Genomic DNA, 26,236 nt, shown 5'->3' with positions numbered 1-26,236 from the left:
TGCGGCGTCGCATCCTTTATAGTGCACCCAGGATCGACAGCCCCACTGGCACGATGCCAAGGGCTTGCGGTCGAACCTTTGAATTCAGTGATCGAAAGGATATAGCCATGCTGGACTGGAAGAACCGCACAGGCAAAGGCAAGGGCGAACCGCGCGAGCCCGCCGACAGCAACAGCAAGGGCCCTGCCAAGGCCGCACCCCGCAGCTACCTGGGCGGCCTGCTGGTCAGCCGCGCGCTGCTGACGGTGGTGGGGCTGTACCTGGTGGTCACCGGCCTGCTGGGCTGGTACTGGAGCGAGGAGCCGGCGCTGTTCCCGGTGCAGCAGCACGCCCAGGAGGCCGCTGCCCGCGAAGGCCACAAGATGGTGGTGGGCTACACCACCGTGGAAACCCTCAAGACCGTGGCCGGCACCCTGCTGAACAAGCCCGGTGGCTATATCTCCAACGATCGCTTCCCGCCTGGCCTGTGGATGGACAACATGCCCAGCTGGGAATACGGCGTGCTGGTGCAGGTGCGCGACCTGACCCGGGCCATGCGCAAGGACTTCGCCCGTTCCCAGTCGCAGTCGGCTGAAGACGCCGACCTGGTGCGCGCCGAGCCCAAGTTCAACTTCGACAACAAGAGCTGGATCTGGCCGTCCAGCGAGTCCGAGTTCCAGGATGGCATCAATTCCCTGAGCCGCTACCAGGCGCGCCTGTCCGACCCCAACCAGACCGGCGCGCTGTTCTACCCGCGTGCCGACAACCTCAACAACTGGCTGGGTGACGTCGCCACGCGCCTGGGTTCGCTGTCCCAGCGCCTGTCGGCCAGCGTTGGCCGGGTGAAGCTCAACACCACCTCCAAGACCGAGACCATCGTCCCGGGCCAGGCGCCGCAGCTGGAGGAGGAAATCGTCGAGACCCCATGGATGCAGATCGACAACGTCTTCTATGAAGCCCGCGGCCAGGCCTGGGCGCTGTCGCATATGCTGCGCGCCATCGAGGTCGACTTCGCCGACGTGCTGGCGAAAAAGAACGCCACGGTCAGCGTGCGCCAGATCATCCGCGAGCTGGAAGCCTCGCAGGAGCCGGTCTGGAGCCCGATGATCCTCAACGGCAGCGGCTTCGGCATCCTGGCCAACCACTCGCTGGTGATGGCCAACTACATCTCGCGCGCCAACGCCGCGGTGATCGACCTTCGCCAACTGCTGTCCCAGGGGTAACGGATGTCGTACTCCGATAAAGAAGCGGCGCACCGCGCCGCCTCCGACGCCGAGGCCATCGCCTGGGTGGACGAGCAGGACCACGTGCTGGGCGCCCTGCCGCGCCAGCAACTGCGCGAGCGCGGCCTGATCGGCCGCGCCACCTTCATCCTGCTGTTCAACTCTGCCGGCGAGCTGTGCGTGCACCGGCGCACCCTGAGCAAGGCCGTGTACCCCGGTTACTGGGACGTGGCCGCGGGTGGCATGGTCGGCGCCGGCGAAAGCTACGCCGATTCGGCAGCCCGCGAACTGCACGAGGAACTGGGCGTGGCCGGCGTGCCGTTGACGGCCCACGGCCAGTTCTTCTTCGACCAGCCCGACAACCGCGCCTGGTGCGCGGTGTTCTCGGCCGTGTGGGACGGGCCGTTGAACGTGCAGCCCGAAGAGGTGCTGGAGGCGAAATTCATCCCCGTGGCCCAGGCCCTGGCCGAAAGCGAGACCCGCCCCTACTGCCCCGATTCCCTGGTGGCCCTGCAGCGCGTAGTCGCCGGATAACCGCCCTGTAGCCGCTGCCGCAGGCTGCGCTGGCCCTGTGCCCCGCTGAAAATCTCCAGGGTTCACACTGGCCAGCGCAGCCTGTCGGCAGCGGCTACGGAATGTAGGCGGCCGCACACGTCGCGAATCCTTTGATAAATGGCGCGTTTTGGCACTTAGCAAGCCTTGCATTTGCCGTTACACTGCGCGACCTTTTCAAGCTGCAGCCATCCCCATGGCGCAGTAGCGCTGCCCCTGCCTGAGTGGGGCTTCGCGGTCGGAACCCGCCCTGTGCGCCGGCCAGTTTTTTCGTCCTCAACTGAGGATTGCCAGTGGCCAAGAAAACCACATCCTTCGCCGCTCTCGGCGGCCTGGTGTTCTCCACCGATGCTGGCCGGCATTGCCCGGACTGTCGTCAACCCATAGATGCCTGCATCTGCAAGCAGACCGTCATCCCCGAAGGTGACGGGATTGCCCGTGTGCGTCGTGAAAGCAAGGGCCGGGGCGGCAAGACGGTGACCACCATCACCGGCGTCCCGCTGGCGCCCGACGACCTCAAGGAACTGGCCACCACCCTCAAGCGCCGCTGCGGTACCGGCGGCGCGCTGAAGGATGGCGTGATTGAAATCCAGGGCGACCACGTCGAGCTGCTGCTCGCCGAGCTGGTCAAGCAGGGTTTCAAGGCCAAAAAGTCTGGCGGCTGACCAGCCCCACGCGTTGCCATTTCTAAACTTGACGCGGCCAGCAGGGTCTACCCTGCACTGGCAGGTAATCGTCATCTTCGCTTATTACACTGCACCGGCCGAATCACCGGTGGTTTCTGACTTTCTATAGGGGACTTCGATGTCCGTACGACGCACACGCAAAGACGATGGCAGCCAATGGACAGTTGCGGACAGCCGCAGCGTTTATGGGATACGCCATTGGGGGGCCGGTTACTTCGCGATCAACGAGGCCGGGCGCGTGGAAGTGCGTCCCAATGGGCCGAAAAGCGCGCCCATCGACCTGTTCGAACAGGTAGACGAACTGCGCAAGAGCGGCCTGTCGCTGCCCTTGCTGGTGCGCTTCCCGGACATTCTGCAGGACCGCGTGCGCCAACTGACCGGCGCCTTCGATGCCAACATCGAGCGCCTGGAATACCAGAGCAAGTACACCGCGCTGTACCCCATCAAGGTGAACCAGCAGGAAGCGGTGGTGGAAAACATCATCGCCACCCAGGACGTGTCCATCGGCCTTGAAGCCGGTTCCAAGCCCGAGCTGCTGGCCGTGCTGGCCCTGGCGCCGAAGGGCGGCACCATCGTCTGCAACGGCTACAAGGACCGCGAATTCATTCGCCTGGCGCTGATGGGCCAGAAACTGGGCCACAACGTCTTCATCGTCATCGAGAAAGAGTCGGAAGTGGGCCTGGTGATCGAAGAGGCCGCCGAGCTCAAGGTCAAGCCGCAGGTGGGCCTGCGCGTGCGCCTGTCGTCCCTGGCTTCCAGCAAGTGGGCCGACACCGGTGGCGAGAAGTCCAAGTTCGGCCTCTCGGCTGCCCAGCTGATCTCGGTGGTGGAGCGCTTCCGCGCTGCCGGCCTGGACGACGGCATCCGCCTGCTGCACTTCCACATGGGCTCGCAGATCGCCAACCTGGCCGACTACCAGCACGGTTTCAAGGAAGCCATTCGCTATTACGGCGAACTGCGCGCCCTGGGCCTGCCGGTTGACCACATCGACGTGGGCGGCGGCCTGGGCGTGGACTACGACGGCACCCACTCGCGCAACGCCAGCTCCATCAACTACGACATGGACGACTACGCCGGCGTGGTCGTGGGCATGCTCAAGGAGTTCTGCGACGCCCAGGGCCTGCCGCACCCGCACATCTTCTCCGAGAGCGGCCGCTCGCTGACCGCGCATCACGCCATGCTGGTGGTGCAGGTGACCGACGTCGAGAAGCACAACGACGAAGTGCCGGAAATCCTCGACAAGGAAAGCCTGCCCGAGACCGTGCAGTGGCTGGTGGACCTGTTGGGCCCGACCGATATCGAGATGGTCACCGAGACCTACTGGCGCGCCACGCACTACATGAGCGACGTGGCCACCCAGTACGCCGACGGCAAGATCACCCTGGCGCAGAAGGCCCTGGCCGAACAGTGCTACTTCGCCGTGTGCCGCCGCCTGCACAACTCGTTGAAAGCCCGCCAGCGCTCGCACCGCATGGTGCTGGACGAACTCAACGACAAGCTGGCCGACAAGTACATCTGCAACTTCTCGGTGTTCCAGAGCCTGCCCGACACCTGGGCCATCGGCCAGGTACTGCCGATCCTGCCGCTGCACCGCCTGGACGAAGAGCCTCTGCGCCGTGCGGTGCTGCAGGACCTGACCTGCGACAGCGACGGCAAGATCAAGCAGTACGTCGACGAGCAGAGCATCGAGACCAGCCTGCCGGTGCACGCGGTCAACGAAGGCGAGGACTACCTGCTGGGCATCTTCCTGGTGGGCGCCTACCAGGAAATCCTCGGCGACATGCACAACCTGTTCGGTGACACCGATTCGGTGAACATCTACCAGAACGCCGACGGCAGCGCCTACAGCGCCGGCATCGAGACCCACGACACCATCGAGGACATGCTGCGCTACGTGCACTTGTCGCCCGAGGAGCTGATGAACCACTACCGCGACAAGGTGGCCAGCGCCAAGATCAGCCCGCGTGAACGCACCCAGTACCTGGACGCACTGCGCCTGGGCCTGACCCGTTCCTCGTACCTGTCGTCGTAACCGGTGAAGGGGCTGCTGGCAGTCCTGGGCGGCGTGATGCTGGCTGCCCTGGCAGCCTGCTCGCCGCTGAAACTGGTGGACCGCGTCACCCCCTCGGACAGCTACCGGCTGACCGCGGGGGTGGCCTACGGCCCCGACCCCAGGCAGATGCTCGACATCTACCAGCCTCTGAAACCACTGCCGGACCATCCGGTGGTGGTTTTTTTCTATGGGGGCACCTGGAACAGCGGCTCGCGCCAGCAGTACCGCTTCGTCGGCGAGGCGCTGGCGTCCCAGGGCATCGTGGCGGTGGTGGCCGACTACCGGCTGTATCCACAGGTGCGCTACCCGGCGTTTCTCGAGGACAACGCCGCGGCAGTGGCCTGGGCCTACCGCCACATCGGCGAGTACGGCGGCAACCCCCAGCGCTTTTTCCTGATGGGCCACAGCTCGGGTGCCTACAACGCCGCGATGCTGGCGCTGGACCCGCGCTGGCTGGCGGCCGAGGGCCTGACGCCGGCCATCCTGCATGGCTGGATCGGCCTGGCCGGGCCCTATGACTTCCTGCCCATCGAGAACCCCGAGGCCAAGCCGGTGTTCTTCGCCCCGCACGAGCCGCCCGATTCCCAGCCCATCAACCACCTGAGCGCCAGCGCGCCGCCGGCCCTGCTGATTGCCGCCAACAGCGACAGCCTGGTGAACCCGCAACGCAACACCCACCAATTGGCCGGGCGCCTGCGCGCGCTGGGCGTGCCGGTGCAGGACTTCTACTACGACCGCATCAACCACGTCACCCTGGTGGGCAGCCTGGCCAAGCCGCTGCGCTGGCTGGCCCCGGTGCTACCCGATGTGGTGCATTTCATCGCCGCCCCGTAGCAGCTGCCGAAGGCTGCGTCCTCGTTATGGGGTAAACCAACCGTCGCGCTGGTGCAGTCGCCAACCGACCACGCCCAAGGTCAGCGCGCGCAGCGCCATGAACAACAGGAAACTCAGCCACAGCCCATGGTTGCCCAACCCCATGGTCACCACCCCCACTGGCAGCATCAGCGCCACGCTCAACAGCATGGCATTGCGCATTTCCCGCGCGCGGGTGGCGCCAATGAACAGCCCATCCAGCAAATAACTGCCCACCGCAATCAACGGCAGCACCGCCAGGTACGGCAGGTAGATGTCAGCCGTCGCGCGCACGCTGGGGATGTTGGTCTGCGCGGCAATGAACAGGTGCCCGCCAAACAGGAACACCAGCGCGAAGACGACGCTGGCCAGCAGTGACCAGCCGCAGGCCACGGTCATGGAGCGGCGCAGTTCGTCACGCTGGCCGGCGCCGATGGCATGCCCGCACAGGGCTTCCACCGCGTGGGCCAGGCCGTCCAGGGCGTAGGCGGTGACCATCAGGCCATTGAGCAGCAGCGCATTGGCCGCCACGGTGGCATCGCCAAGGCGCGCGCCCTGCACGGTGATCAGGAAAAACACCAGTTGCAAGGCCAGGCTGCGCAGGAAAATATCGCGGTTCACCACCAGCATCGGCTGCCAGTTCCGCCACCGCCGCAGCGCCGCCCACGCCACCTGGCCGGGATAGGCACGCAGCGCCGGGCGGGTCAGCGCCAGGCCGATGGCCACCGACAACCACTCCGACAGCACCGAGGCCCAGGCCGAGCCGATCACGCCCCAGCCCAGGCCCAGCACGAACCACAGGTTGAGGATGATGTTGGTGATGTTGGTCACCAGCAGGATCGCCAGCGGCGCGCGGGCGTTCTGGGTGCCCAGGAACCAGCCCACCAGCGCGTAGCTGGCCAGCGCCGCCGGCAGGCCCAGCAGGCGCACCTGGAAGAACGCCTGGGTGCTTTGCGCCAGCGCCCCGGAGGGTTGCATCAAGCTGAGCGCCAGGTGGCTGAAGGGCAGGGCCAGCAGCCACAGCAGCAGCGCAAACAGCAGCGCCAGGATCAGGCCCTGGGCCAGCACCTGGCGCAGCCCGGCGCCATCGTTGCGCCCGGCGGCCTGGGCGGCGAAGCCGGTGGCGCCCATGCGCAGGAAGCCCATCACCCAGGCCAGGAAACCGTACAGGCTGGCGCCCACGGCCACAGCCCCCAGTTGATGGGCGTGGGGCAGGTGGCCGATGACGGTGCTGTCGACCAGCGCCACCAGCGGCACGGAAATATTGGAGAGGATCATCGGCGCGGCCAGGGCCCACACCCGGCGGTGGGTGGGGCGGTCGCGCCAGTCGTTCAGCAGTGTGCTCATGCAGGCTCCTTGCGGGCCCGCCATCCTACCTGATTGGCGTCAGTGAATGATCCAGCTCAGCAGCCACAGGCCCAGGATCAACCAGATCACCCCGAGGAAGATCGAGGCACGCATGAACGCGCGCAAGGCCGAATACAGGAACATCAGGCCGATCACCAGGGCGATGATGCTGATCAGCGAGGCGTCCATGCCCAGGGTGCGCGACAGGCCGTCGACGAAATTGCCGCCAGCGTGGGCCAGCAGGTTGAACAGCCAGCTCAAGCTGTCGACCACGAAACGAATGATGGCGCCCAGCGCCTGGCCCAGCCATTCGAAAAAACCGTCTGCGTGCATGTGTGTTTCCCGATCGATTACCGGCGTGCTGCCGGCCAGAGCCTTGGGCACGACCAACGGCACCAAGTTCAACTACATCGTAGCCGGATGATGCGCAACGCGCCGACCCGTAGCAGCTGCCGAAGGCTGCGTCTGGACGTGACGCAGCCTTCGGCAGCTGCTACAGGCGGTAAGAAGTGGTTGCGGTGACAGCTCTAATGGCCGACCAGGTGGATTTTCGGCTCGGGGAACAGGTTGTTGAGGGTTTCCAGCAGGCGCACGTGGTAGATGGGCTTGCGGAACAGGTCCAGCACCTGCAGGCGCAGCATGTCGCTGACGTCCTCCATGTCGGCGTGGCCCGAGGTGACGATCACCGGCAAGTGCTGGCGCGAGGTGTGTTCGCGCAGGCGCTTGATCAGCGACATGCCGCTTTCCTCCGGCATGCGCAGGTCGGTGATCACCAGGGCGATATCGGGGTTGCGGGTGAGGTGGTGCAGGGCGAGCTTGACCGAGGTCGCCGTGAAGCAGCAGAAGCCCTCGCCCTCCAGTAGCTCGGCGAGCTCCAGCAGTGCGTCCTCTTCGTCGTCCACCAGAAGCAGTTGTTGGCGTGGGGGTGGAGAGGGGCTCATAGAAAATACCTGATGCCGGGTGAGAACATGAGACTGTTGCCGTGGCAGCTCAACAATGGTTCACCTCAGTGTAGGCCATCAAAGGGAAGCTTGGATGGTGGTGAAAATCCCTTTGACCAAGGTTGAGATAGGGCTGATGAACGCGACGATGACCACCGCCACCATCGCGGCGACGATTGCGTATTCGATACCTGACGCGCCGCCTTTGTCTTGCCAGAACTGCACGATTTCAGTCTTGGTTTTCTTGAAGAGGGACATGAAGACATCTCCTTGGCGCCCCGGGCGCTGATGGCAAGGGATGCCGAACGTGACGTGGATCCCTTGGTCTTCAGCATCGGCAACATAATGACGCCCAGCAACTGTAAGAAAGCATTATCACTAAAGCGATAGTCGGCGCTGCTGCGTCAACAAGTTGTTGTTTTTTCAAACCGCCAACGTTTGCGTGGATTTTGTTCACCCCGGTAATGGCGTTTCGTCCTACCTCTACTACCTTGAAATAGCGAAATAGTTTCACGCACTTAACACCCGCGGTGAGCCAGGCTTGGGAAGGCTGACGGTTACAAGGCATAAGGAGGCGCGCAGTTGAGCAGTCGATTGACCATGATTCTGGCGGGCCTGTTTCTGATGGGAGCACTGGTGGCGGCCTACTGGGGCATCGTGCTGAGCAAGCCTGCCGTATCGCCTGTGACCCCTGCCAGTAACACGGCCCTCTCGTGCCCGGAACCCGTGGCGTCGGCCGCCGCACCAGGCGAGCTGACCCAATCTGTGGTGGTCCTGGCCCGCGACATCATCCCCAATACCCCCCTGGCTGCCGCGGACCTGGCCATCGAGAAAGTGCACATTGCCCCGCCAGGCAGCTTTGCCTCGGTGGACCAGGCCATGGGGCGCAGCACCTCGCGAAGCCTGGCGGCAGGGACCTGGCTCAGTGACGACGCCTTCAGCGCAGGCGGGCCATTGGCGCGCATGATTCGCGCCGATGAGCGGGCGCTGGCCGTTGGCGTCGATGAGGTCATCGGCGCCGCTGGTCAAGTGGCGCCGGGCGATTATGTCGATGTGATGCTGTACTTGCCCCAGCAACAGAGCAATCCGCTGGCCTCCGCCCAGGTGGTGATACCTGCGGTGCGGGTGCTCAGCGTAGGGGAACAGCTGGGCCTGGCCAACGACGGCCATGCGGCCGTGCCGGGTGCCGGCAACGATGACAAGAACCGCAAGGGCGCCCGTACCGTGGTGCTGGCCGTGCCCCAGGCGCTGGCCAGCCGGTTGATGCTGGGGGCCCAGGCCGGGACCTTGCGCCTGGCGGTGCGCAGCGCCGACGAAAACCGCCTGGCGCGCTACTGGTCAGGTGAAAAGGACAGTGCGCAGGCGGTGGAAACCACCAACCGCCAGTTGCTGCAGTTCAGTCAGTTGGCCATGAGCAGCGCGGCATCGCCCAGTGCTGGCCAAGCCCCGGCGCGGCGCGAGATGGAAGTGATTCGCGGAAACGAGAAGCCCGATAAAACGCCCTGAATGACAGCAAGGATGCCTTGAATGAGCAGTCGTACCGTGCCGCTTTTCCAGCGAATGATCTGCAGCGTGCTGTTGGCGGGCAGTTGTGTGCCGGCTGTTCAGGCGGCTAGCGCTGGCTGTGCGCAGTTGCCTACGCTGCCAGGCGTGATGGAAGTGACCCAAGGCTTGCAGAACGAGGTGCACACCCCGGTTGCCATCACCCGCGTGGCGATTGGCGAGCCGAAAATCGCTGATGTTCGCGCTGCCGGGGCCAATGGTTTCGTGGTAACGGGCGTGGCCCAGGGCACTACCAGCCTGACGGTATGGACCGACTGTTCCAGCGCACCCCGGCAGAGCATGGTGTTTGTCCGTGGTGCCGCCACCGCCGGCCTCGACCCACTCAGCGGGCCGCCTGTCAGCGACCCCGACTTGCCCAGCCAGGTGCAGACCGACATTCGTTTCGTGGAAGTCAGCCGCACCAAGCTCAAGGAGGCCAGCACGTCGATTTTCGGCAAGGGCTCGAACTTCCTGTTTGGCTCACCCAATACCGTCAGCGGCACCGTTGCCCCCGGTGGCATCGGCAGCGTGGCCGGCGCCGCGACCCTGGCCAGCGGCAGCTTCAACATTGCCTTTGGCGGCGGCAAGGTGCTGGGCCTGATCAACGCCCTGGAAAGCAGTGGCTTCGCCTACACCCTGGCACGCCCCAGCCTGGTAGCGCTCAGTGGCCAGAGCGCGAGTTTCCTTGCCGGTGGAGAGGTGCCTATCCCGGTGCCCAGCAGCGGCAGCAACAACATCTCCATCGAATACAAGGAATTCGGTATTCGCCTGACGTTGACGCCGACGGTGGTCAGCGGCGACCGCATCTCCCTGAAGGTGGCGCCCGAGGTCAGCGAACTGGACTACACCGCCGGCATTACCATTGCCGGTACCACGGTGCCGGCCTTGAACGTGCGCCGCACCGACACCAGCGTGTCCCTGGCTGATGGCGAGAGCTTCGTCATCAGTGGGTTGATCAGCAACAAGACCACCTCCGATGTGAGCAAGTTTCCCGGCCTGGGCGATATCCCGGTGCTGGGTGCGTTCTTTCGCACCTCCAACATCACCCGTGAGGAAAAGGAATTGCTGATGGTCGTCACCCCGCACCTGGTCAGGCCACTGGCCGCCAATGCGCGGCTGCCGAACATGCCCGGCGAGAACCTGCACAACTACGACCCCAATTGGTACCGGATGTACTTCCTCGAAAGTGGCGATTTCGACCGAATGAGTGGGCTGTCCAAATGAGCCAGAGCCTGAGTCAGACGTTTCTTGCCATCACCCGCAACGATGGTGACCTGGAGTGGCTGCAGGGCGCCCTGGCGCCGCTGGGCCAGGTGGTGGGCGCCGCCAGCGGCAGCCTCGATGAATTGCTGGCGCTGGTGGACGTGACCTTCGCCAGCCTGGTGTTCATTGGCCTGGACCGCGACCAGGTGGGCAACCAGTGCGCACTCATCGAGGGCGCACTGGAGGCGAAGCCGATGCTGGCGGTCGTGGCCCTGGGCGATGGCATGGACAACCAGCTGGTGCTCAATGCCATGCGTGCCGGCGCCCGTGACTTTGTGGCCTACGGGTCGCGCTCCAGCGAAGTGGCCGGGTTGGTGCGCCGCCTGAGCAAACGCCTGCCGCCGGTGGCCACCAACCCTAACCTGGGTGCCCTGACCGTGCTGTACGGCGCCCAGGCCGATGGCGATGGTGCGCTGCTGTCGGCGCACCTGGGCCTGGTGGTGCACCGCAGTAAACAACATACGCTGCTGCTGGACCTGGGGCTGCCGCGTGGCAGCAGCCTGGCAATGCTCAACCTGGAGACCACCTTCCATTTCGGCGACGCCTTGCGCAACTTGCGGCGCCTGGACGGCACCATGATCGACAGTGCGTTCCCGCGGGCCCCCTCGGGCATGAGCATCCTGGCCTATGGCGAAAAGGATGAACCGCTGGAAGAGACCAGTGCCGCCGAGTTGTACATGTTGCTCAGCGCCTTGCGCCAGCATTTCCAGCACATCGTGGTAAACCTCATGGGCCAGCCCGACAGTGAAGCCTTGCGCACCTTCGTCAGCCACTGCGACAAATTGCTCTGGTACACCGACCAGAACGTGGTGGAGTGCCGGCGCAACCTGGCGGTGCTCAACCTGTGGCGGGAGAAGGGCATGAAACTGCAGCACGCACGCCTGCTGGTGGACCGCTACCTGCGGGCCGTGGCGCCGGATTCCGACGCCCTGGGTAAAAGCTACGGGTTGCCAGTGCTGTCGGTGCTGCCGTTCAGCCCGGAGGTGCGCATGAACGCCAAGAACCAGGGTACCAGCCTGTTCGAATTGGCCCCGCGGGAAACCCTGACCAACGGCCTCAAGGCCCTGGGGGAACGCCTGGCCAAACGCTCCGAGGCGGTGAAACCGCAAGGGGCGGGCTGGTTCAACCGTCTGTGGGGGGGCAAGGAATGAGCGAAAAACTGTTCGGCGGCCCACGTGGCCAGGGCACAAGCGGCGACCCCCAGGGCCTGAAGCTGGTGCTGCACCGCTTTATCATCGATGCCATCGAAGAGTCGGGCAAAAACCTGCTGGAAGGCTCCCGCCCGGTCCTGGCCCAGTTCGTCATGGACCGGGTGGGCGACTACATCGCCCGCCGCCACCTGGCCGTGTCGCGCTATGAAATGGAACGCCTGGCCGAGGAGCTGGTGGATGAGCTGACCGGCTACGGCCCGTTGGAGGTGCTGTTGCGCGATGCCAGCGTGACCGAGATCCTGGTCAACGGCCCCCATCGAGTGTTTGTCGAACGTCAGGGGGTGCTGCACCACACGGACCTGCGCTTTATCGACGCCCACCATGTGGAGCGGGTGATGCAGCGTATTCTTGCGCCGCTGGGCAGGCGCCTGGACGAGTCCTCGCCCATGGTCGACGCGCGGCTGCCCGATGGCAGCCGGGTCAATGCCATCATCCCGCCCATCGCCCTGGATGGCCCGTGCCTGTCGATTCGTAAATTTCGCAAGGACATGCTCAAGAGCACCGACCTGATGGCCACCCAGACCATCGACCAGGCCATCTACGACTTCATTCAGGAAGCCGTGGGCAAGCGCTGCAATATCCTGGTCAGTGGCGGCACCGGTACCGGCAAGACCACCATGCTCAACATCCTCAGCCAACTGATCAGCCCGCACGAACGGCTGGTCACCATCGAGGACGTGGCCGAGCTGCAGCTGGACCACCCCCACGTGGTGCGCCTGGAAACGCGCCCGCCCAACGCCGAGGGGCACGGCGAGGTAAAGTCCGCCGACCTGATTCGCAACGCCCTGCGGATGCGCCCCGACCGCATCATCCTTGGCGAGATCCGCGGGGTAGAGGTGGTGGACGTGCTCACCGCCATGAACACTGGCCACGATGGTTCCATGAGCACCGTGCACGCCAACAACGCCCAGGATGCCTTGTTGCGCCTGGAAACCCTGGTGGGCCTGACCGGGCGCACCGTGGCCGAGAAAACCCTGCGGCAGATGATTGTTGCCGCCCTGGACGTGGTGATCCAGCTCACCCGCCGCCCCGATGGCCGCCGCTGTGTGAGCGAGGTCGTGGAAGTAGTGGCCGTGCGTGACGACGTCTACGTCACCAACACCCTGTTCCGCCTCGACCGCCAGACCGGCTACGGCTTTGTGCGCGAAGCGATCAACCCGGCTGGCGACAAGCTGCGCCGGGACTCTTTCACCCACGTGCACTAGGCCGGGGGGCGCGCATGCTGTTGGCGATCGCGATGTACCTGCTGAGCCTGGGCCTGCTGACGCTGGCGGCACGGTTTTTTCTGCTGGGGCTGCGGCACAAGGGCGACAAGCTGGTGCTGGCGCGCCTGGGGCAAGGGCAGGCCGAGCCGGCCAGCACCCAGCCGTTGATGCAATGGATGGAGCGGCGTTTCCTGCGCGCAGGGCTGGGGCGCGCCAGTGAGCGCGTGGGCCTGTTTTTGGCAATATGGGCCGGGCTGGCCTTGCTGGGCGGCTTGCTGGGCGGCTGGTTCGGCTTGGCGGCCATGCTGCTGGCGCCACCGTTCGTGCTGCGCGCCTATGTCAGCTGGCGCTATGAGCGTCGTGTGCAACGGATGATCCAGCAGTTGCCTTCGCTGCTCGACTATACGGTGCGCAGCCTCAAGTCCGGGCGCACCCTCGCCGACGCCGTGCTGGGGGCCATGGACGCCAGCACCGACCCGTTGCGCGAGGCGATGATGCGGGTGGACCGCAACGTTCGCCTGGGCGTCAGCCTCGACGAGGCGGTGGATGACTTCGCCGAGCTGTTCGATCGCGATGAATTCCGTCTGTTCGCCCTTGGGCTGCGGATCAACCAGCGCTTTGGCGGCAATGCCAGCGAGTTGCTGGAGAACCTCATCAAGTTTATCCGCGAACGCGAGCAGGGCGCGCGGCAATTGTCGGCGATGACCGGTGAAACGCGCATGACGGCGGCAGTGCTGGCTGCGCTGCCGGTGTTGCTGGTGGGCTACTTCCTGCTGACCAATCCTGGGTACCTGATAGGCATGTGGCACCAGCCGACGGGCCAGCACCTGCTGTTGACCGCGTTGCTGTTGCAGGTCGGTGGCTGCGTGGCGCTGTGGCGCATGCTGAGGAGCATCTGATATGCCTTTGCTCTTGAGTGCGCTTTTGCTGCTGCTGGGCAGTGGTGTCTTCGTCCTGTACTACCGGCAGCAGGTCCAGCGCCAGCGCCTGGTGGCGCGCCGCCTGCGCGGCCAGCGGGACCGGGACAACCGTGTGGGCAGCTGGTTGCAACTGTTGGGCGAAAGCGGCCTGGGCCAGCGGGCGATCCGCATGGACAGCGAGACTCAGGTGCTGCTCGACCGCATCGGCTGGCGCCGGGCCAGCCAGCGCGCACGTTTCGCCGCCTGGCAGGTGAGCTCGCCATTGCTGGCGCTGGGCCTGGTGTGGACGGTGCAGACCTTGTTCTTCCTGCCGGTGGAGCATGAGATGCTCGCGCCATTCTTTGCCCTGGGCATCGGCTATATCTTGCCCAAACGGGTGTTGGCGTGGGCGGCGAACCGCCGTAAGCAACAAGTTGCCCGTGAGGTTTCCACGCTGATTCCGCTGCTGCGCATTCTGTTTGAGTCCGGCCTGGCCGTTGAACAGGCACTGCGCATCCTTACCCATGAGTCCGAGGGCTTGCTACCGGTGCTCAGCAGCGAGCTGCGCCTTGCGCTGACCCGCGTGGATTCTGGCCTGGAGCTGGGCGAGCAGCTGGACGGGATAGCGCGGCTGCTGGCGGTGGATGAGTTCACCGACACCTGCGTCATCCTGCGGCAGTTGATCAACCAGGGGGGCGGGGCAATGAAGTCTCTGCTCGCCTTGAAGCAGTTGCTCGATGACCGGCGCCTCACCACCCAGCAGGAATACATCTCGAAGCTGTCGGGCAAGATGTCGGTGGTCATGATGGTGTTCCTGTTTCCAGCGTTGCTGATTGTGTTGGCGGGTCCGGGAATGGTCGCCATTTCCAGAGCCTTTACCCATTGAACCCTGCAACGGACACGTACTGATGAAAGCATTGCTGATGGCCACCCTGCTGCTGGCGCTGACCGGCTGTGCCGCCGACGGCCGTTTTGACCTGCAGGCCCTCAACGGCAAGCCTGGGCAATGCCCCAAGCCTACGCCCGAGCAGGACCTGTCGCTGAACCTGGCCGACGACATGGCCAACGAAGGCCGCTTGCACGCCAGCCTGGCCAACCTCGAAGGGCTGCCCGACAACCTGGTGCAAGTGCGCGTGCGCAAGGCGCGGGTGATGCGGTTGCTGGGGCGCGGGGAGGCCGAACCGCTGTACCGCGGCCTGCTGGGTACCTGCATGGCAGCCGAGGGTGAGCACGGCCTTGGCCAGCTGGCGGCCGCCAAGGGCGACAATGGCCTGGCCATGAGCCATTTGCTGCGTGCGGCACGGTTGTCGCCCACCGACGAGAAAATCCGCAATGATCTGGGCGTGGTCTACCTCAACCAGCTACGCCTGGAAGATGCGCGCTTCGAGTTCCTCACCGCCATGGAACTCAAGCAGGGGGACAGCCTGGCGGCAGTGAATATGGTGACCTTGCTGATTTACCAGGACAAATGGCAGCAGGCCGCCGAACTGACGACGCGCGCCAACCTCACGCCCGAGCAGGTCGGCGAGGCCCAGGTGCGCGCCGATAAACTCAAGACAGGCGGCAAGGTGGTGGCGACCATCGAGGCACCGGTTTCACCGGTCAAATAGTCAGGAGGCAGCATGGGAATCAAGGCATTGGCCGTGATGATGGCGCTGTGCACCAGCCCGGCATGGGCCATCGAGCCCGGCCCGGCATCAGCGGCGCAGCAGGGCACGGAGCAATGGCTGCTGCTGCAAAGCAGCGGCCAGGCGGCTTCGCGCAACCCGCAGCCGACCACCGCCGTGGAGCGCGAGGCGGCGATGCAGCGCTGGTTGGACAGTTACAAGCTGAAGATCCCGCAGTGGTATGTCAGGGATGACTCCGGCAAGATCGAGCACTAGCGTCAGTAGGCAGTGGCTCGCTGCCGCTGGTTGGGCGCCAGCGCCAGGGCCAGTTGCGTACGGTTATGCATGTGGGTCAGGCGCAGCACCTGGCTCACGTAAAGCTTGACGGTGTTCTCGGTAATGCCCAGCTCGCAGGCGATCTGGTAGTTGGTCTGGCCTCTGCCCACCAGTTGCGCCACGGCCATTTGCCGCGGCGAGAGCTGGTCGAAGCCGGCCGGTATCGCCCGTGCTGCTTCAGTTGCCGGCGCTTCCAGCGCCTGCTCGCGCACCTGTTCAAGGTCCTGGTACAGGTCATTGATGGAGCTGGCGAGGAACTGCAGCTTTTCGTTCAGGTGGCCCAGGTGCTGGACAGTCTGCAGGCGGCTTGCCAGGTTGGCCTCGTGGCGCTGCAGCCCTTCCAGCAGTTCGTCGATATCCACGGGTTTCTGGTAATAGTCCACGAAACCCTCGCGCATGGCCTTGATCACATCCTGCTTGTCGGCGCGCCCGGTCATCATGATGGGCTCGAACGGGCGCCCCTTGCCTGCCACGCGCTTGAGTTGCTGGACCAGTTCGATGCCGTCCAGGCCGGGCATGTGCAGGTCGCACAGCACCAGGCCGATGGCGGGGTCGCGGGCAAAACATTCCAGCGCCTGCTGGCTGCTGAGGCTGGGCACGCACTGGTAACCGCTGGTCTCCAGCAGCTCGCAGAGCAGTTCGACGATCTCGGGTTCATCGTCGACGACCAGCACTTTGACGGACGAGACGTGCTTGTTCACGAGCAACTCCCTGTTGGCAACTGATAGGCAAGGTCTCTTGAAGTAGTGGCACATGATGGCCAGCCACTACCTTTTGACGTTAGCTGTACTTTCCGACTAAGTACATAGAGGCAGGCGTGTTTATCGATCAGTGGATCCAAAGAAGTGACGCCAGGAAGCCCGCGAGCAGGAACGGCACGAAGGGCGGCTTGACCTGGGGATCCGGCTGCAGGTTCTGCAAGCGTTTGCGCAGCCGTGGGCTGAGGCGTTTCCATACACGCGGACCCAGCAGCATCCAGGCGATCATGGTCACCCCGGCGCCTATGAACGTGGCCAGCACATGCATGCGGTCGGTGGCCAGAGCCAGGGCCCATAGCAATTTGACGTCACCTGCGCCCAGCCGGCCGCTGATGTAGCCGGGCAGGGTCAATACCATGGCGATGGCCAGTGCCAGGCCGGCTTCCTCGGCGGTGCCGCCCAGCCACGTGTGGCCGCTGTAGAACAGGAAGAACAGCGCGAACAGCGCTCCGCCAAAAGTCAGTCCGTTGGCAATCTGCCGGTGGCGGATGTCCTGTTCGGCGCAGAGGGTAAACCAGATCAATAGTACTAGGCTTGGCATCCGGTAAAAAACGTCCCTTTTCGTCGAATGATTCTATGCTCTAACACAGGTGTACTGTCAGGGTAGACGCGATCATGCATGCAAGCCTCCCCCACAAGCAAAAAGGTGCGGCCGCGATTGAATTCGCGCTGGTCTTCGTCATCTTTTTCGCGGTGTTCTACGGGGTGGTCGCCTACAGCCTGCCATTGCTGATGATGCAGACCTTCAACGAGGCCACGGCCGAGGCCGTGCGCCAGAGCGTGGCGGTCGACCCGGCCACCTCTGGCAGCGGCTATACCGCACTGGTCAAGTCCACGGCCACCAATTCAATCACTAAAGCCATGACCAATTCATGGCTGCCCACGGCCTTGAACTTCTCGTCCAGCTACATCTCCGTTACCTACGCGGGCGCCGGCAACCTGCTCACCGTGGCCATCAATTACCCCAGCAGCAACCTGAATGCAGTCATGCCGTTCCTGACCCTGCCGGGGCTGGGGCAGGTGCCGAACCTGCCAGCGACCATGACGGTCTCTTCGAGCATCATGCTTTGAGTGCCGGCGAGAAGCTGTTCGGGCGCTGGCGCTCGCAACCGCCGCCCGTGCTGCCGGTGGCGCTGGAAGTGGCGCCCCAGGTGGCCAGCGGCCTGCAACTGCTGCTCGACCCCCAGGGCCAGGTGCTGCGCCTCAGCGGCCCCCTGCGCCACCAACTGGCCGCAGCGGCCAGCGCCGACCGCCGCCTGGCCAACTACCTGCAGCCTAACAGCTGCCTGGTGGTGGAGGGCGAGCCGGCGGACTGGCAGGGCCAGACCCTGGACCTGGACTTCAAGGCCGCCGACGGCACCCTGCACACCCGTGGCTGGGTGCAGCACCAGGCGGAAGGCTGGGTGCTGCAGGTGTTCGATGTTGGCGACCTGCTGGCCGAGCGTGGCCAGCAGCAAGCGCACGGCCAGTTCCAGCGCCTGCTGGCGCAGATTGCCGAACGCCTGCGCCTGAGCAGTCTGGAACGCCTGGATGAAGTGATCGCCGAGCAACTGCACGGCATTGCCAGCCAGTGCCAGCTGCCGGGCGTGGCCCTGCTGCTGCGTGCCGGCGAGGCGGCCCAGTGGCAGGTGTTCAGCGATTGGTTGCGCCCCGGCGAACTGACCCTGTGGCCCGCCGAAACGCGCCTGAACCGCAGCCTGCCCGGGCTGGACAGCCATGGCCTGCTGGACAGCGACCTGCTGGCGCCGGCCCTGGGCTGCCTGGTGCCGTACCGCGAAAACCACGGCGTCGCCGCCTGGCTGCTGTGCGCGCTGCCGCCCACGGGCGTGCCTGTTGTGCTGAAAGAACATGGCCAGGCGCTGTTCGCGGCCCTTGCCGGGCCGGTGCTGGCGCGCCTGGCCGAGCGCGGCCATCGCCACCAGCTCGAGCGCCTGGAAACCCTGCAGGGGCTGATGGGCACTGGCTGGTGGGAGTTCTTCCCCGAACGTGACAGCCTGCAGCTGGCCCCCGGCCTGGCCCAGGCCCTGGACGCCCCGCAACAACTGCCGCTGCAGGACTGGCTGGCGCTGGTCCACCCCGCCGACCGCGCCGAGCTGCAAAGCCGCCTGCGTGACGTGCAGCGCGGCCACGAGCTGAGCCTCAGCGTGCGCCTGCACAAGGGCGACCCGCCGGTGTGGTTCCGGGTGCAGGGCCGCGTGCTGGAGGGTGACCGCATCCGCCGCGTGGTGGGCATGATGCTCGACATCAGCGATATCAAGAACCAGCAACAGCAGGCCGCCGCCGCCCACAAGCGCCTGGACAACGTGATCGCCAGCTCGCCGGCGGTCATCTACGTGCAGCGCTACGCCGAAGGGGCGCTGCAACCCACCTTCTTCAGCGACAGCCTGCGGCCGCTGCTGGGCTGGGCCCTGGAAGACTGCCAGGACGGCGAGATGGCCCAGTGGGTGCACCCCGACGACCGCGACGGCTACTTCCAGCGCACCCGCCAACTGCTGCGCGAAGGCGCGGTGCGCAGCCGCTACCGCCTGCGTGACCGCCAGGGCAACTACCACTGGGTGCTGGACGAAGCCCGGCTGCTGCGCGATGACCTGGGCATGCCCGTGGAAGCCGTTGGCCTGTGGCTGGACGTGACCGAAGCCACCGTCGCCAGCGAGCTGGTGCGCCAGAGCGAGGAGCGCTACCGCATCCTGGTGGAAGACTCGCCGGCGATGATCTGCCGCTACCGCCCCGACCTGACCCTGACCTTCGGCAACCAGCCGCTGGCCAAGTACCTGGAGTGCAGCACCGAAGAGCTGCCGGGCATCAACCTGGGCAACTGGCTGTCCAACGAGCAGCGCGACGCCTTCGTGGCGCGCCTGGCCACGCTGACCCCGCAGCAACCGGTCAGCGCCGCGGAAATTGCCTTGCAACTGCCCGGCCGCGAGCATGCCTGGTGGGTGTGGTCTGACCGTGGCGTGTTCGACGAGCGCGGGCAACTGATCGAGATCCAGGCCGTGGGCCGCGACAACACCGAAGTGCGGCGCACCCAGCAGCAGCTGACCCAGAGCGCGAAAATGGCCACTCTGGGCGAGATGGCCACGGGCCTTGCCCACGAGATCAACCAGCCGCTGAACGTGATGCGCATGGCCATCGTCAACGTGCTCAAGCGCCTGGGCAACGGCGACGTGCAGATCGACTACCTGCAGGACAAGCTCAACCGCATCGACGCCCAGGTGCAACGCGCCGCGCGGGTGGTGGACCACATGCGGGTGTTCGGCCGCCGCTCGGAAATCGAGATGCAGCTGTTCAACCCCAAGGTGGCAGTGGAGGGCACCTTGTCGCTGCTGGCCGAGGGCATGAAAGGCAAGGGCGTGGAGCTGCGCGTGCCGGAAATCACCCTGGAGGTGGTGGTGCGTGGCCACGTCGACCAGCTGGAACAGGTGCTGATCAACCTGATGGTCAACGCCCGCGACGCGCTGCTGACCAAGCGCGAAGGCAACCGCGAACTGGAGCCCTGGATCGAAACCACCGCCGAGGCCGACGACGAGCGCGTGCGCCTCTACGTGCAGGACAACGGCGGCGGCATCCCGCCGCGCCTGCTGGAGAAAATCTTCGAGCCGTTCTTCACCACCAAGCCCGTGGGCGTCGGCACCGGGCTGGGGCTGTCGGTGAGCTACGGCATCATCGAGAACATGGGCGGCCGCCTGAGCGTGACCAACACTGACGAAGGCGCACGCTTCTGCATCGAACTGCCCATCGCCCACCCCGAATAACCACGCCGTCCCCTGTAGCAGCGGCCGCAGGCCGCGTCAAAGCACGAGCTGCGCCCGGCCGGTCTGGCAGGTGAGGTTGGCGCCTACCGTCACCGTGGCCAGGTCGATGCCCAGCAACGACAGTAGGCTGTTGATCAGCGGGTCAACCACTGCGCCAAGCACACTGGTGATTAGCGGTAGCAGCGTGCCCAGCAGTGTTGATACCGTCGAAGTGACCAGGCTCAGAATGGCGCTCAACAACCCCCCACCGGAGCCTGCGACGTAGCTGAGCGAAATGCCCGCCAGAGTGTTGCCCAGGCTGGTCACTACATTGGAGCTGGAGAACGATTGGTACAGCGAAGCCTGGCCGACGTTGGGGGTTGGCGTGTAGGTATAGGCGGTGGAACTGCCCGCGACCGTGCTGCTGGCGCCCAGGGTCAGCGTGCCGAAAGTGCCAACGGTGTGTGTGGTGCCGCACCCCGTCCCCAATACTCCGCTGCAGTACACGCTGCCGATATCCAGCAGGGTCAGTGGCGTATTTACGACAGGTGTGGAAGAAGAAAAGAAACTCGCCGAATTGATGTTGCCGACCATGACGGTGGCGGCCGACTGATTCGTCTGCGTGGTCAGCGAGTGGGCGGTGCCCTGGCAGTTGTAGTCTGTGACATAGGCGCTGCCGTTACCCGCCAGCACCCCAACGCCGATGGTGGTGTTGACCACCACGTCGGGAACGTTGCACCCGCCCAGCACACACAGCACGCGGGCCGCATTCAGTGTCGACAGCGCCCCGTTTAGCAGGCCGTTAATGGCGGCTGACTGGAATGAAACCAGGATCCGAGCCTGGGCCGTGTTCACGTAGATCTGGTTCGGCCCGGTGGGGTTGGCCTTGGCCAGGGCCGGGTTGCCAATCGCGGAAAACTGCGGCGGTTCAATGATGCCCACTTTCACGCTGACCGTCGCCAGGCTGCCCAGGTTGATCCCGGCGCTGATGTCCACGGCTTTCCCCGACCCTGCCACCTGGATAATGCCCTGCACCAACTGAAACAGTTGCAAGTTGCCGTTCAGGCCCGCAGTGCTGGAGCCGGTAGTGGTCTGGATCAAATCCCCCAACTTGATCGTCGAACCGCTGCCAATCGCTGAAATCTGCCCCAGCGCGGTGGTCACCGTCGCGGCGGCGCCGTTCTGCTGTACCAGGGTAGCTGCGGCCTGAACCAGAGTGGTCACGCTCAAGTTGGTGTTGAGCAGCGTGGTGTAGTCACCCGCCGTTATGCCGGCAGTGATGGCGGCCTGGTTCAAGTAACTGAGCAGGTTGACGTTGGTGCTGAGCAGGCCGTTGTACTGCGCGGCGCTGAGGTTGAGGCTGCCGCCCAGCAGGCCACCGAGCAAGGCGTTGAGCAACGGGGACTGGCTGGAGTCGACGGTGGCCAGGCTGCTGCGGATATTCAACTGTGCCAGCGGGTTGCCCACGTACCCTGCCGTGGCCGTGGCGTGCAGGGTGGTCGTGGTGCTGACGCCGGCGCCGGTCATCAGGCTCCATATGCCATAGGCCACGCTGGAGGTGACCGATTCGGTGGCCGTGACTTGTATCGCCTGGGTGGCCGTGATGCTGCTGGTGAAGGTACGCAGGTTGTTGCTGCCGGTGGTCAGCGTGCCGCAGGTGGCGGTGAGGGTGTTGCCCGAGCCCAGGGTGAAGCCGTTGCGCGCGGCGCTGGTCGTGGCCTGGGTGAGGGCGTTGACGCCCGTGCCGCTGCACACGGCGTTCATGTTCGACGCCTCGAGGGCGGCGGCGTCGACGACGCTCTGCAACTGGCGCTTGTTAAGGTAGATCCTGCCGCTGTCGATGATCAGCAGCATGAACAACAAGGCCATGCCCAGGGTGATGGCGGCCATCAGGCCGATCGCACCGCGTTGCCGGTACGGGGAAGCAAAGCGCGGGACCATCGAGCACTCCTTGCCGACACTGTCACGTCCAGTGGGTGTGTTTCAGCGTAGCAGCAGGTGGCGCGGTTGCACCCGTAGCAGCGGCCAAAGGCCGCGTCCCGCCGTGACACGGTCCGGACGCGGCCTTTGGCCGCTGCTACGGGGGTTATTTGGGCGGGTAGGTGGACAGCACCTTGGTCACGGTCTTCTGGATGGCCGCGGTGCGCTCGGCGGGGCTGGGCGGGTAGCTGTTCATGATCTGCTCGGAACTGCCGCGCCACACCAGCTTGCCGTCGCGGCCGTCCAGCAGGTCGACCTGGATGGTCGCTACCTTGTAGTCCACACTGCGGGTCTCGTTGTACATCGGCCCGCCCCAGTAGCCTCCCCAGTAACCGCCCCAGGCGCCACCGTAGTTGGTGGTGATCTGCTGCTGACGGTTCTCGACAATCAGGTAGGTCTGCACGCTGAGGTCACCCCGGGCCCCGGCCTGGGCGGGGCGCAGGCCGCGCTGGTCGAGTTCGCTGGCCACCGCCTCGCGGATGCGCTGCTCGGTGAGGTCACTCTTGATGCGCGGGTCATCGGGGCGGTATTGCAGGGCCGGCTCCTTCCAGCTCCAGCTGCGGTAGGCACCGAAGTCACGGCTGGCGTCGAAGTCGTGGTTGACCTGGTTGCTTTCGCAGGCGCTGAGCAACAGCGCCACCACTGACAGTAAAGCAAGACGGCGGAACATGATGATGTTCTCCAGTTACCTAGCGTGGGGGGTAGGCCGCGAGGGCCTTGTTCACGGCGCCGCGCAAGGCGTCGCCGCGTTGGCTGATGCTGCCTTGGCCGTCTGTCTCTGCGCTGGCGCTCCAGACCGGTTGCCCGGTGGCGCCGTCGAACAGGTTGATGCGCACCACCATGACCTGCACCTCGTAGGTGCGCACTACAGGAGGATAGCCGCCGTAAGGCCCATAGGGACCGTAACCTGGGCCCGGGCCGTAATCTTCCTGCACCTGGCGCAGGCGCTTCTCCATGCGCACGTCAGTGCTCACCAGCAGGTCCGCCGGGCCGTTGCGCGCCGGGCGCAGGCCGCGCTGGTCGAGGCCCTCGCTGACGGCCTCGGCGATCTGGTCGGATTCAGCCAGCGGGCTGCCCGGCGGCGGCTGGTGGTTGAACCAGGTCCAGCTGCGGTAGCTGGCAAAATCTCGCGGCTGTGCCGGGTAGGCGCTGCGGTCGAAGGTCTGCGCCGCCTGCGGGGGCGCCGGCGGCAGCGGGTTGGAGCTGGCGGTATAGGGGTTGGGGCTTTCGCAGCCGACCAGGGCCAGCACGATCAGACTCAAGGCAAGTGGGCGGTACATGGTGATCTCCACAGCGTCAGACGGGACGGCAGATCCAGTGCAGATAGCGGCCAAGGCCCGCGTACGCCGGGTGGCGACGGTAGGCCAGTTCCATTTCCAGCAGGTCGTCCAGCGCCGCTTTCTTCTGGAAGTCGACCGGCATGTAATCGTGAAAAACCCGTACGCCGCTTCTGCTTTCGACCTGCCAATGGCCGTCGAGTTGCGCTTGCAGCTCGCGCGGGTCCAAGGGCATTTGCGGGGTGAGGCTCTGCTTTTCGCCGGCCATGTCGTTGCTGCGCAGCTTGCGGAAATGGCCCTTGAGCAGGTTGCGGTACACCAGCGCGTCGCGGTTGTAGAACGCCAGCGACAGCCAGCCGCCCGGTGCCACCAGGCTGCGCAACACCGGCAGGATGGTGAACGGCTCGGCCAGCCACTCCAGCACGGCGTGGCAGATCACCAGGTCGTACTGCTCGCTCAGCAGGCCGGGCAGGTTTTGCCAGGGCGCCTGGATGAACGTGGCGGCAAGGCCGGCCTCGGCGAAGCGCTGGCGCGCGCCTTCGAGCATGGGCTCGGCGGGCTCGGCCAGGGTTACCTGGTGCCCTTGCTGGGCCAGCCACAGCGACATGTGGCCCAGGCCGGCGCCAATGTCCAGCACCCGCAACGGGCGCTGGGGCAGGGCTTCGGTCAGATCAGTCTGCAACACGGCCAGGCGGATGGCGCCCTTGGCGCCGCCGTAGATCTTCTCGGCGAAGCGGGTGGCCAGCTCATCGAAGTGACGGTCGCTCATTTGGCGAACCGCCGTTCGCTGTGGGCCAGCTTGGCGCGCACCACGGCGTCCATGTCCAGGCCCAGTTCGCTGCACAGCAGCAACAGGTAGAGGACGATGTCGCCCACTTCCTGGCCGGCGTGCTCAAGCTTGTCCGCCGGCAGTTGGCGCGACTGGTCTTCGCTCAGCCATTGGAAAATTTCCACCAGCTCGGCCATTTCGACGCTGGCGGCCATGGCCAGGTTCTTGGGGCTGTGGAAACCACGCCAGTCATTGTTGTCGCGGATGCGATGCAGGCGTTGGGTCAGTTCTTCGAGGTTCATGGGGCTCTCCTGTGCCTAAAGCTTGGGGCGCAGGCGCGCGGCGCGCAAGAGCAACGCGAATGAAAATCTGTATGGCGGCTGAAACCTGTGCAAATTCCCCGAAACCGCGACGCCCGCTGATCGTCGTAGCAGCTGCCGCAGGCTGCGTCCGGCCCCGACGCGATGAATCCTGGAAACCGCGCCGTCCGGGACGCGGCCTTTGGCCGCTGCTACAGGATGACGGTGAGCCAGGTGGAGATGAGTAGCAGTACCGCCAGTGTGCGGTTCATGCGCTGCATGGCCCGGGGCGAGCGCAGCCAGCGCGCGGAGCCTGCGCCCAGCAGCGCCCAACAGCCCATGCACGGCAGCGACACCAGGAAGAACGCCAGCGCCAGCCACTGCACGGCCAGGCCCTGGGCGCTGAACACGCTGACTACCGCCAGGGCCATCATCCAGGTCTTGGGGTTCACCAGTTGCAGGCTGGCAGCGCTGGCCAGGCCCAGGCGGCGCTCGTCGTCAGCGTGTACGGCGGTTGCCGGCGCGGCCCAGATTTTCCACGCCAGCGAGGTCAGCCACAGCAGGCCGGCCACGGTCATGGCCGGTTTCACGTAGGGCAGGGTCATCAGCGTGCGGCCCAGGCCGGTGCCTACCGCCAGCACGATCAGCGCCGCCGCCGCGCAGGCACCGAGGATGATCGGCAGCACCGCGCGCAGGCCGAAGCGCGCACTGTTGCTCAGCACCAGGATGTTGGTGGGGCCGGGGGTGATGGAAGCGACGAAGGCAAACAGCATGAAGGCGAGCATGGCAGGCTCCGAAAACGGGGAGTGGCCATGATCGGCGCTGCGCGGTGTTCAGTCTGGAAGGTTTGAGCAGCGCTTGCGGTACGCCGCCGGGGTCATGCCGTAGGCGCGCATGAACCAGCGCCCCAGGTGGCTCTGGTCGGCGAAACCCAGGTCGCTGGCCACGTCCGCTGGCCAGGCGCCCCCGGCCAGCAGGCGGCGGGCGCGGGCCAGGCGCAGTTGCACCAGGTAGGCGTGGGGCGGCAGGCCGAAGGCGGCCTTGAACGCGCGGGTCAGGCGGAAGCGGTCGACGCCGCAGGCCATGGCCAGTTCGTCCATGCCCAGGTCGCGGAAGCAGTTGCTGTGCAAATAATCGCGGGCGCGCTGGGCCACCAGCGGCAGGCGCGGGTCGCTGTTTTGGCGCTGGCGCCATTGGGTGTGGGTGGTCAGGCGCTCCAGCAGGCCGTCCAGCGCGCTCTGGCGCACGATGCGCAGTTCCTGGCCGTGCAGCGCGCTAAAGGCGAATAGCGCGGCGTGGGCCAGGCGCGGGTCCTGGGTCAGGGTCTCGGCGAAGCTCAGGGCGTGGTTGGCAGGGGCTTCCTCGAACAGGCTGGCCAGCTCGCGCTCCAGCCAGTGCGGGTCCAGGTACAGCATGCGGTAGGTGAAGCCGGCGTCATCGGGAGCTTCGCCGTCGTGGATCTCGCCGGGCTCGATCAGGAAAATCTTGCCCGGTGTGCTGTCGTGCAGGGTGCGCCGGCAGTTGAAGCGCTGCACGCCCTGCTCGGTGACGCCCACCAGGTAGCTGTCATGCCAGTGCGGGTCGTAGGCATGACCTTTGTAGAAGTGGGCGCGCAGGGTCTCGATGCCGGTTTCCCGGTCCTGGGCCAGGTCGATCCAGTTGGATGGGTTCATGGGCCAAGCTTATCGCGCGCGCGCCGGGGGCTGTCTAGAAGCTTTGTGCAGCC

At 65.4% G+C, this 26,236-nt stretch carries 28 protein-coding genes; 15 read left to right on the top strand and 13 right to left on the bottom strand.

Annotated features, from left to right (window positions below; genetic code table 11):
• Nucleotides 1-107: 107 nt before the first annotated feature.
• The 5 genes from AC0Z2B_RS00325 to AC0Z2B_RS00305 all read left to right on the top strand — a co-directional run bounded on the left by AC0Z2B_RS00325 (nucleotide 108) and on the right by AC0Z2B_RS00305 (nucleotide 5,327).
• Nucleotides 108-1,202 (top strand): DUF2333 family protein, encoded by a 1,095-nt coding sequence (locus AC0Z2B_RS00325; protein ID WP_416422232.1) that lies wholly within the window; start codon nucleotides 108-110, stop codon nucleotides 1,200-1,202.
• A gap of 3 nt (nucleotides 1,203-1,205) precedes the next feature.
• Entirely contained in the window at nucleotides 1,206-1,736 is a 531-nt protein-coding gene (locus AC0Z2B_RS00320; RefSeq protein WP_476294722.1) for an NUDIX hydrolase, read from the top strand.
• A 311-nt stretch (nucleotides 1,737-2,047) separates the two neighbouring features.
• A complete protein-coding gene (locus AC0Z2B_RS00315; RefSeq protein WP_473005235.1) occupies nucleotides 2,048-2,419 on the top strand; it encodes a translation initiation factor Sui1 in 372 nt (123 codons plus the stop codon).
• Nucleotides 2,420-2,558: 139 nt separating this feature from the next.
• Nucleotides 2,559-4,472, top strand: a complete 1,914-nt coding sequence (gene speA / locus AC0Z2B_RS00310; protein ID WP_416422235.1) for an arginine decarboxylase — start codon at nucleotides 2,559-2,561, stop codon at nucleotides 4,470-4,472.
• 36 nt (nucleotides 4,473-4,508) lie between these two features.
• Nucleotides 4,509-5,327: an alpha/beta hydrolase gene (locus AC0Z2B_RS00305; protein ID WP_476294721.1), complete on the top strand. Its 819-nt coding sequence runs from the start codon at nucleotides 4,509-4,511 to the stop codon at nucleotides 5,325-5,327.
• A gap of 24 nt (nucleotides 5,328-5,351) precedes the next feature.
• Here AC0Z2B_RS00305 and AC0Z2B_RS00300 read toward each other — a convergent pair whose 3' ends face one another.
• From AC0Z2B_RS00300 to AC0Z2B_RS00285, 4 genes are all read right to left on the bottom strand, one after another.
• The gene (locus AC0Z2B_RS00300; protein ID WP_476294720.1) at nucleotides 5,352-6,692 is read right to left on the bottom strand and encodes an MATE family efflux transporter; all 1,341 of its coding nucleotides are present in this window, start codon (nucleotides 6,690-6,692) and stop codon (nucleotides 5,352-5,354) included.
• A 39-nt stretch (nucleotides 6,693-6,731) separates the two neighbouring features.
• The gene (locus AC0Z2B_RS00295; protein WP_455924164.1) at nucleotides 6,732-7,025 is read right to left on the bottom strand and encodes a hypothetical protein; all 294 of its coding nucleotides are present in this window, start codon (nucleotides 7,023-7,025) and stop codon (nucleotides 6,732-6,734) included.
• 194 nt (nucleotides 7,026-7,219) lie between these two features.
• The gene (locus AC0Z2B_RS00290) at nucleotides 7,220-7,633 is read right to left on the bottom strand and encodes a response regulator (RefSeq protein WP_416422240.1); all 414 of its coding nucleotides are present in this window, start codon (nucleotides 7,631-7,633) and stop codon (nucleotides 7,220-7,222) included.
• A gap of 78 nt (nucleotides 7,634-7,711) precedes the next feature.
• Nucleotides 7,712-7,891, bottom strand: coding sequence for a Flp family type IVb pilin (locus AC0Z2B_RS00285; RefSeq protein WP_473005238.1), 180 nt, complete (start codon nucleotides 7,889-7,891; stop codon nucleotides 7,712-7,714).
• Nucleotides 7,892-8,215: 324 nt separating this feature from the next.
• On the opposite strand from AC0Z2B_RS00285, the gene cpaB reads away from it, so the two are divergent.
• From cpaB to AC0Z2B_RS00245, 8 genes are read left to right on the top strand one after another with little or no spacing between them, the layout of a single operon-like run.
• On the top strand, nucleotides 8,216-9,139 hold the full coding sequence (gene cpaB, locus AC0Z2B_RS00280; RefSeq protein ID WP_476294719.1) for a Flp pilus assembly protein CpaB: 924 nt from the start codon (nucleotides 8,216-8,218) through the stop codon (nucleotides 9,137-9,139).
• A 21-nt stretch (nucleotides 9,140-9,160) separates the two neighbouring features.
• A complete protein-coding gene (locus tag AC0Z2B_RS00275; RefSeq protein ID WP_476294718.1) occupies nucleotides 9,161-10,399 on the top strand; it encodes a type II and III secretion system protein family protein in 1,239 nt (412 codons plus the stop codon).
• On the top strand, nucleotides 10,396-11,589 hold the full coding sequence (locus AC0Z2B_RS00270) for a CpaE/TadZ family protein (protein WP_476294717.1): 1,194 nt from the start codon (nucleotides 10,396-10,398) through the stop codon (nucleotides 11,587-11,589). Before AC0Z2B_RS00275 ends, AC0Z2B_RS00270 begins: the two co-directional genes overlap by 4 nt.
• Nucleotides 11,586-12,854, top strand: a complete 1,269-nt coding sequence (locus AC0Z2B_RS00265) for an ATPase, T2SS/T4P/T4SS family (RefSeq protein WP_473005242.1) — start codon at nucleotides 11,586-11,588, stop codon at nucleotides 12,852-12,854. The genes AC0Z2B_RS00270 and AC0Z2B_RS00265 overlap by 4 nt, the downstream gene beginning before the upstream one ends.
• A gap of 14 nt (nucleotides 12,855-12,868) precedes the next feature.
• Nucleotides 12,869-13,753, top strand: a complete 885-nt coding sequence (locus AC0Z2B_RS00260) for a type II secretion system F family protein (RefSeq protein ID WP_473005243.1) — start codon at nucleotides 12,869-12,871, stop codon at nucleotides 13,751-13,753.
• Nucleotide 13,754: 1 nt separating this feature from the next.
• Nucleotides 13,755-14,639, top strand: a complete 885-nt coding sequence (locus AC0Z2B_RS00255) for a type II secretion system F family protein (RefSeq protein WP_476294716.1) — start codon at nucleotides 13,755-13,757, stop codon at nucleotides 14,637-14,639.
• Between the two features lie 22 nt (nucleotides 14,640-14,661).
• The gene (locus AC0Z2B_RS00250; protein ID WP_476294715.1) at nucleotides 14,662-15,363 is read left to right on the top strand and encodes a hypothetical protein; all 702 of its coding nucleotides are present in this window, start codon (nucleotides 14,662-14,664) and stop codon (nucleotides 15,361-15,363) included.
• A 12-nt stretch (nucleotides 15,364-15,375) separates the two neighbouring features.
• A complete protein-coding gene (locus tag AC0Z2B_RS00245; RefSeq protein ID WP_473005246.1) occupies nucleotides 15,376-15,636 on the top strand; it encodes a DUF3613 domain-containing protein in 261 nt (86 codons plus the stop codon).
• Between the two features lie 2 nt (nucleotides 15,637-15,638).
• Here AC0Z2B_RS00245 and AC0Z2B_RS00240 read toward each other — a convergent pair whose 3' ends face one another.
• Complete coding sequence (locus tag AC0Z2B_RS00240; RefSeq protein WP_476294714.1) at nucleotides 15,639-16,397, bottom strand: response regulator transcription factor; 759 nt, start codon at nucleotides 16,395-16,397, stop codon at nucleotides 15,639-15,641.
• A 127-nt stretch (nucleotides 16,398-16,524) separates the two neighbouring features.
• Entirely contained in the window at nucleotides 16,525-16,995 is a 471-nt protein-coding gene (locus AC0Z2B_RS00235; protein ID WP_476294713.1) for a prepilin peptidase, read from the bottom strand.
• A 74-nt stretch (nucleotides 16,996-17,069) separates the two neighbouring features.
• On the opposite strand from AC0Z2B_RS00235, the gene AC0Z2B_RS00230 reads away from it, so the two are divergent.
• Both AC0Z2B_RS00230 and AC0Z2B_RS00225 read left to right on the top strand, forming a co-directional pair.
• Nucleotides 17,070-17,525 (top strand): TadE family protein, encoded by a 456-nt coding sequence (locus tag AC0Z2B_RS00230; RefSeq protein WP_476294712.1) that lies wholly within the window; start codon nucleotides 17,070-17,072, stop codon nucleotides 17,523-17,525.
• On the top strand, nucleotides 17,522-20,206 hold the full coding sequence (locus tag AC0Z2B_RS00225) for a PAS domain-containing sensor histidine kinase (RefSeq protein WP_476294711.1): 2,685 nt from the start codon (nucleotides 17,522-17,524) through the stop codon (nucleotides 20,204-20,206). Before AC0Z2B_RS00230 ends, AC0Z2B_RS00225 begins: the two co-directional genes overlap by 4 nt.
• A gap of 36 nt (nucleotides 20,207-20,242) precedes the next feature.
• On the opposite strand, the gene AC0Z2B_RS00220 is transcribed toward AC0Z2B_RS00225, so the two are convergent.
• The 7 genes from AC0Z2B_RS00220 to AC0Z2B_RS00190 form a co-directional block, all read right to left on the bottom strand.
• Entirely contained in the window at nucleotides 20,243-22,126 is a 1,884-nt protein-coding gene (locus tag AC0Z2B_RS00220) for a pilus assembly protein TadG-related protein (RefSeq protein WP_476294710.1), read from the bottom strand.
• Nucleotides 22,127-22,271: 145 nt separating this feature from the next.
• On the bottom strand, nucleotides 22,272-22,835 hold the full coding sequence (locus tag AC0Z2B_RS00215) for a DUF4136 domain-containing protein (RefSeq protein WP_476294709.1): 564 nt from the start codon (nucleotides 22,833-22,835) through the stop codon (nucleotides 22,272-22,274).
• A gap of 19 nt (nucleotides 22,836-22,854) precedes the next feature.
• Entirely contained in the window at nucleotides 22,855-23,445 is a 591-nt protein-coding gene (locus AC0Z2B_RS00210) for a DUF4136 domain-containing protein (RefSeq protein WP_476294708.1), read from the bottom strand.
• A gap of 16 nt (nucleotides 23,446-23,461) precedes the next feature.
• Nucleotides 23,462-24,211: a methyltransferase domain-containing protein gene (locus tag AC0Z2B_RS00205; protein ID WP_476294707.1), complete on the bottom strand. Its 750-nt coding sequence runs from the start codon at nucleotides 24,209-24,211 to the stop codon at nucleotides 23,462-23,464.
• On the bottom strand, nucleotides 24,208-24,513 hold the full coding sequence (locus AC0Z2B_RS00200) for a MazG-like family protein (protein ID WP_416422258.1): 306 nt from the start codon (nucleotides 24,511-24,513) through the stop codon (nucleotides 24,208-24,210). Before AC0Z2B_RS00200 ends, AC0Z2B_RS00205 begins: the two co-directional genes overlap by 4 nt.
• Before the next feature lie 209 nt (nucleotides 24,514-24,722).
• Nucleotides 24,723-25,295, bottom strand: coding sequence for a LysE family translocator (locus AC0Z2B_RS00195; RefSeq protein ID WP_416422259.1), 573 nt, complete (start codon nucleotides 25,293-25,295; stop codon nucleotides 24,723-24,725).
• A 48-nt stretch (nucleotides 25,296-25,343) separates the two neighbouring features.
• Nucleotides 25,344-26,183, bottom strand: a complete 840-nt coding sequence (locus AC0Z2B_RS00190; protein ID WP_476294706.1) for an AraC family transcriptional regulator — start codon at nucleotides 26,181-26,183, stop codon at nucleotides 25,344-25,346.
• Nucleotides 26,184-26,236: the final 53 nt, after the last annotated feature.

The sequence above is a fragment of the Pseudomonas sp. GYB4201 genome (assembly GCF_056312595.1).
Note: the sequence above shows the minus strand (reverse complement) of the source record. Positions and strands in the feature narration are given on the sequence as shown.

What these genes read in the sequence shown, in the direction of transcription:
- AC0Z2B_RS00295 (WP_455924164.1), bottom strand. Translation starts at nt 7,025, where the DNA reads ATGCACGCAGACGGTTTTTTCGAATGGCTGGGCCAGGCGCTGGGCGCC.
- AC0Z2B_RS00320 (WP_476294722.1), top strand. Translation starts at nt 1,206, where the DNA reads ATGTCGTACTCCGATAAAGAAGCGGCGCACCGCGCCGCCTCCGACGCC.
- AC0Z2B_RS00270 (WP_476294717.1), top strand. Translation starts at nt 10,396, where the DNA reads ATGAGCCAGAGCCTGAGTCAGACGTTTCTTGCCATCACCCGCAACGAT.
- AC0Z2B_RS00285 (WP_473005238.1), bottom strand. Translation starts at nt 7,891, where the DNA reads ATGTCCCTCTTCAAGAAAACCAAGACTGAAATCGTGCAGTTCTGGCAA.
- AC0Z2B_RS00300 (WP_476294720.1), bottom strand. Translation starts at nt 6,692, where the DNA reads ATGAGCACACTGCTGAACGACTGGCGCGACCGCCCCACCCACCGCCGG.
- AC0Z2B_RS00325 (WP_416422232.1), top strand. Translation starts at nt 108, where the DNA reads ATGCTGGACTGGAAGAACCGCACAGGCAAAGGCAAGGGCGAACCGCGC.
- AC0Z2B_RS00260 (WP_473005243.1), top strand. Translation starts at nt 12,869, where the DNA reads ATGCTGTTGGCGATCGCGATGTACCTGCTGAGCCTGGGCCTGCTGACG.
- AC0Z2B_RS00255 (WP_476294716.1), top strand. Translation starts at nt 13,755, where the DNA reads ATGCCTTTGCTCTTGAGTGCGCTTTTGCTGCTGCTGGGCAGTGGTGTC.
- AC0Z2B_RS00275 (WP_476294718.1), top strand. Translation starts at nt 9,161, where the DNA reads ATGAGCAGTCGTACCGTGCCGCTTTTCCAGCGAATGATCTGCAGCGTG.
- AC0Z2B_RS00210 (WP_476294708.1), bottom strand. Translation starts at nt 23,445, where the DNA reads ATGTACCGCCCACTTGCCTTGAGTCTGATCGTGCTGGCCCTGGTCGGC.
- AC0Z2B_RS00195 (WP_416422259.1), bottom strand. Translation starts at nt 25,295, where the DNA reads ATGCTCGCCTTCATGCTGTTTGCCTTCGTCGCTTCCATCACCCCCGGC.
- AC0Z2B_RS00245 (WP_473005246.1), top strand. Translation starts at nt 15,376, where the DNA reads ATGGGAATCAAGGCATTGGCCGTGATGATGGCGCTGTGCACCAGCCCG.
- AC0Z2B_RS00220 (WP_476294710.1), bottom strand. Translation starts at nt 22,126, where the DNA reads ATGGTCCCGCGCTTTGCTTCCCCGTACCGGCAACGCGGTGCGATCGGC.
- AC0Z2B_RS00250 (WP_476294715.1), top strand. Translation starts at nt 14,662, where the DNA reads ATGAAAGCATTGCTGATGGCCACCCTGCTGCTGGCGCTGACCGGCTGT.
- AC0Z2B_RS00215 (WP_476294709.1), bottom strand. Translation starts at nt 22,835, where the DNA reads ATGTTCCGCCGTCTTGCTTTACTGTCAGTGGTGGCGCTGTTGCTCAGC.
- AC0Z2B_RS00235 (WP_476294713.1), bottom strand. Translation starts at nt 16,995, where the DNA reads ATGCCAAGCCTAGTACTATTGATCTGGTTTACCCTCTGCGCCGAACAG.
- speA (WP_416422235.1), top strand. Translation starts at nt 2,559, where the DNA reads ATGTCCGTACGACGCACACGCAAAGACGATGGCAGCCAATGGACAGTT.
- AC0Z2B_RS00290 (WP_416422240.1), bottom strand. Translation starts at nt 7,633, where the DNA reads ATGAGCCCCTCTCCACCCCCACGCCAACAACTGCTTCTGGTGGACGAC.
- AC0Z2B_RS00265 (WP_473005242.1), top strand. Translation starts at nt 11,586, where the DNA reads ATGAGCGAAAAACTGTTCGGCGGCCCACGTGGCCAGGGCACAAGCGGC.
- AC0Z2B_RS00230 (WP_476294712.1), top strand. Translation starts at nt 17,070, where the DNA reads ATGCATGCAAGCCTCCCCCACAAGCAAAAAGGTGCGGCCGCGATTGAA.
- AC0Z2B_RS00190 (WP_476294706.1), bottom strand. Translation starts at nt 26,183, where the DNA reads ATGAACCCATCCAACTGGATCGACCTGGCCCAGGACCGGGAAACCGGC.
- AC0Z2B_RS00200 (WP_416422258.1), bottom strand. Translation starts at nt 24,513, where the DNA reads ATGAACCTCGAAGAACTGACCCAACGCCTGCATCGCATCCGCGACAAC.
- AC0Z2B_RS00305 (WP_476294721.1), top strand. Translation starts at nt 4,509, where the DNA reads ATGCTGGCTGCCCTGGCAGCCTGCTCGCCGCTGAAACTGGTGGACCGC.
- AC0Z2B_RS00205 (WP_476294707.1), bottom strand. Translation starts at nt 24,211, where the DNA reads ATGAGCGACCGTCACTTCGATGAGCTGGCCACCCGCTTCGCCGAGAAG.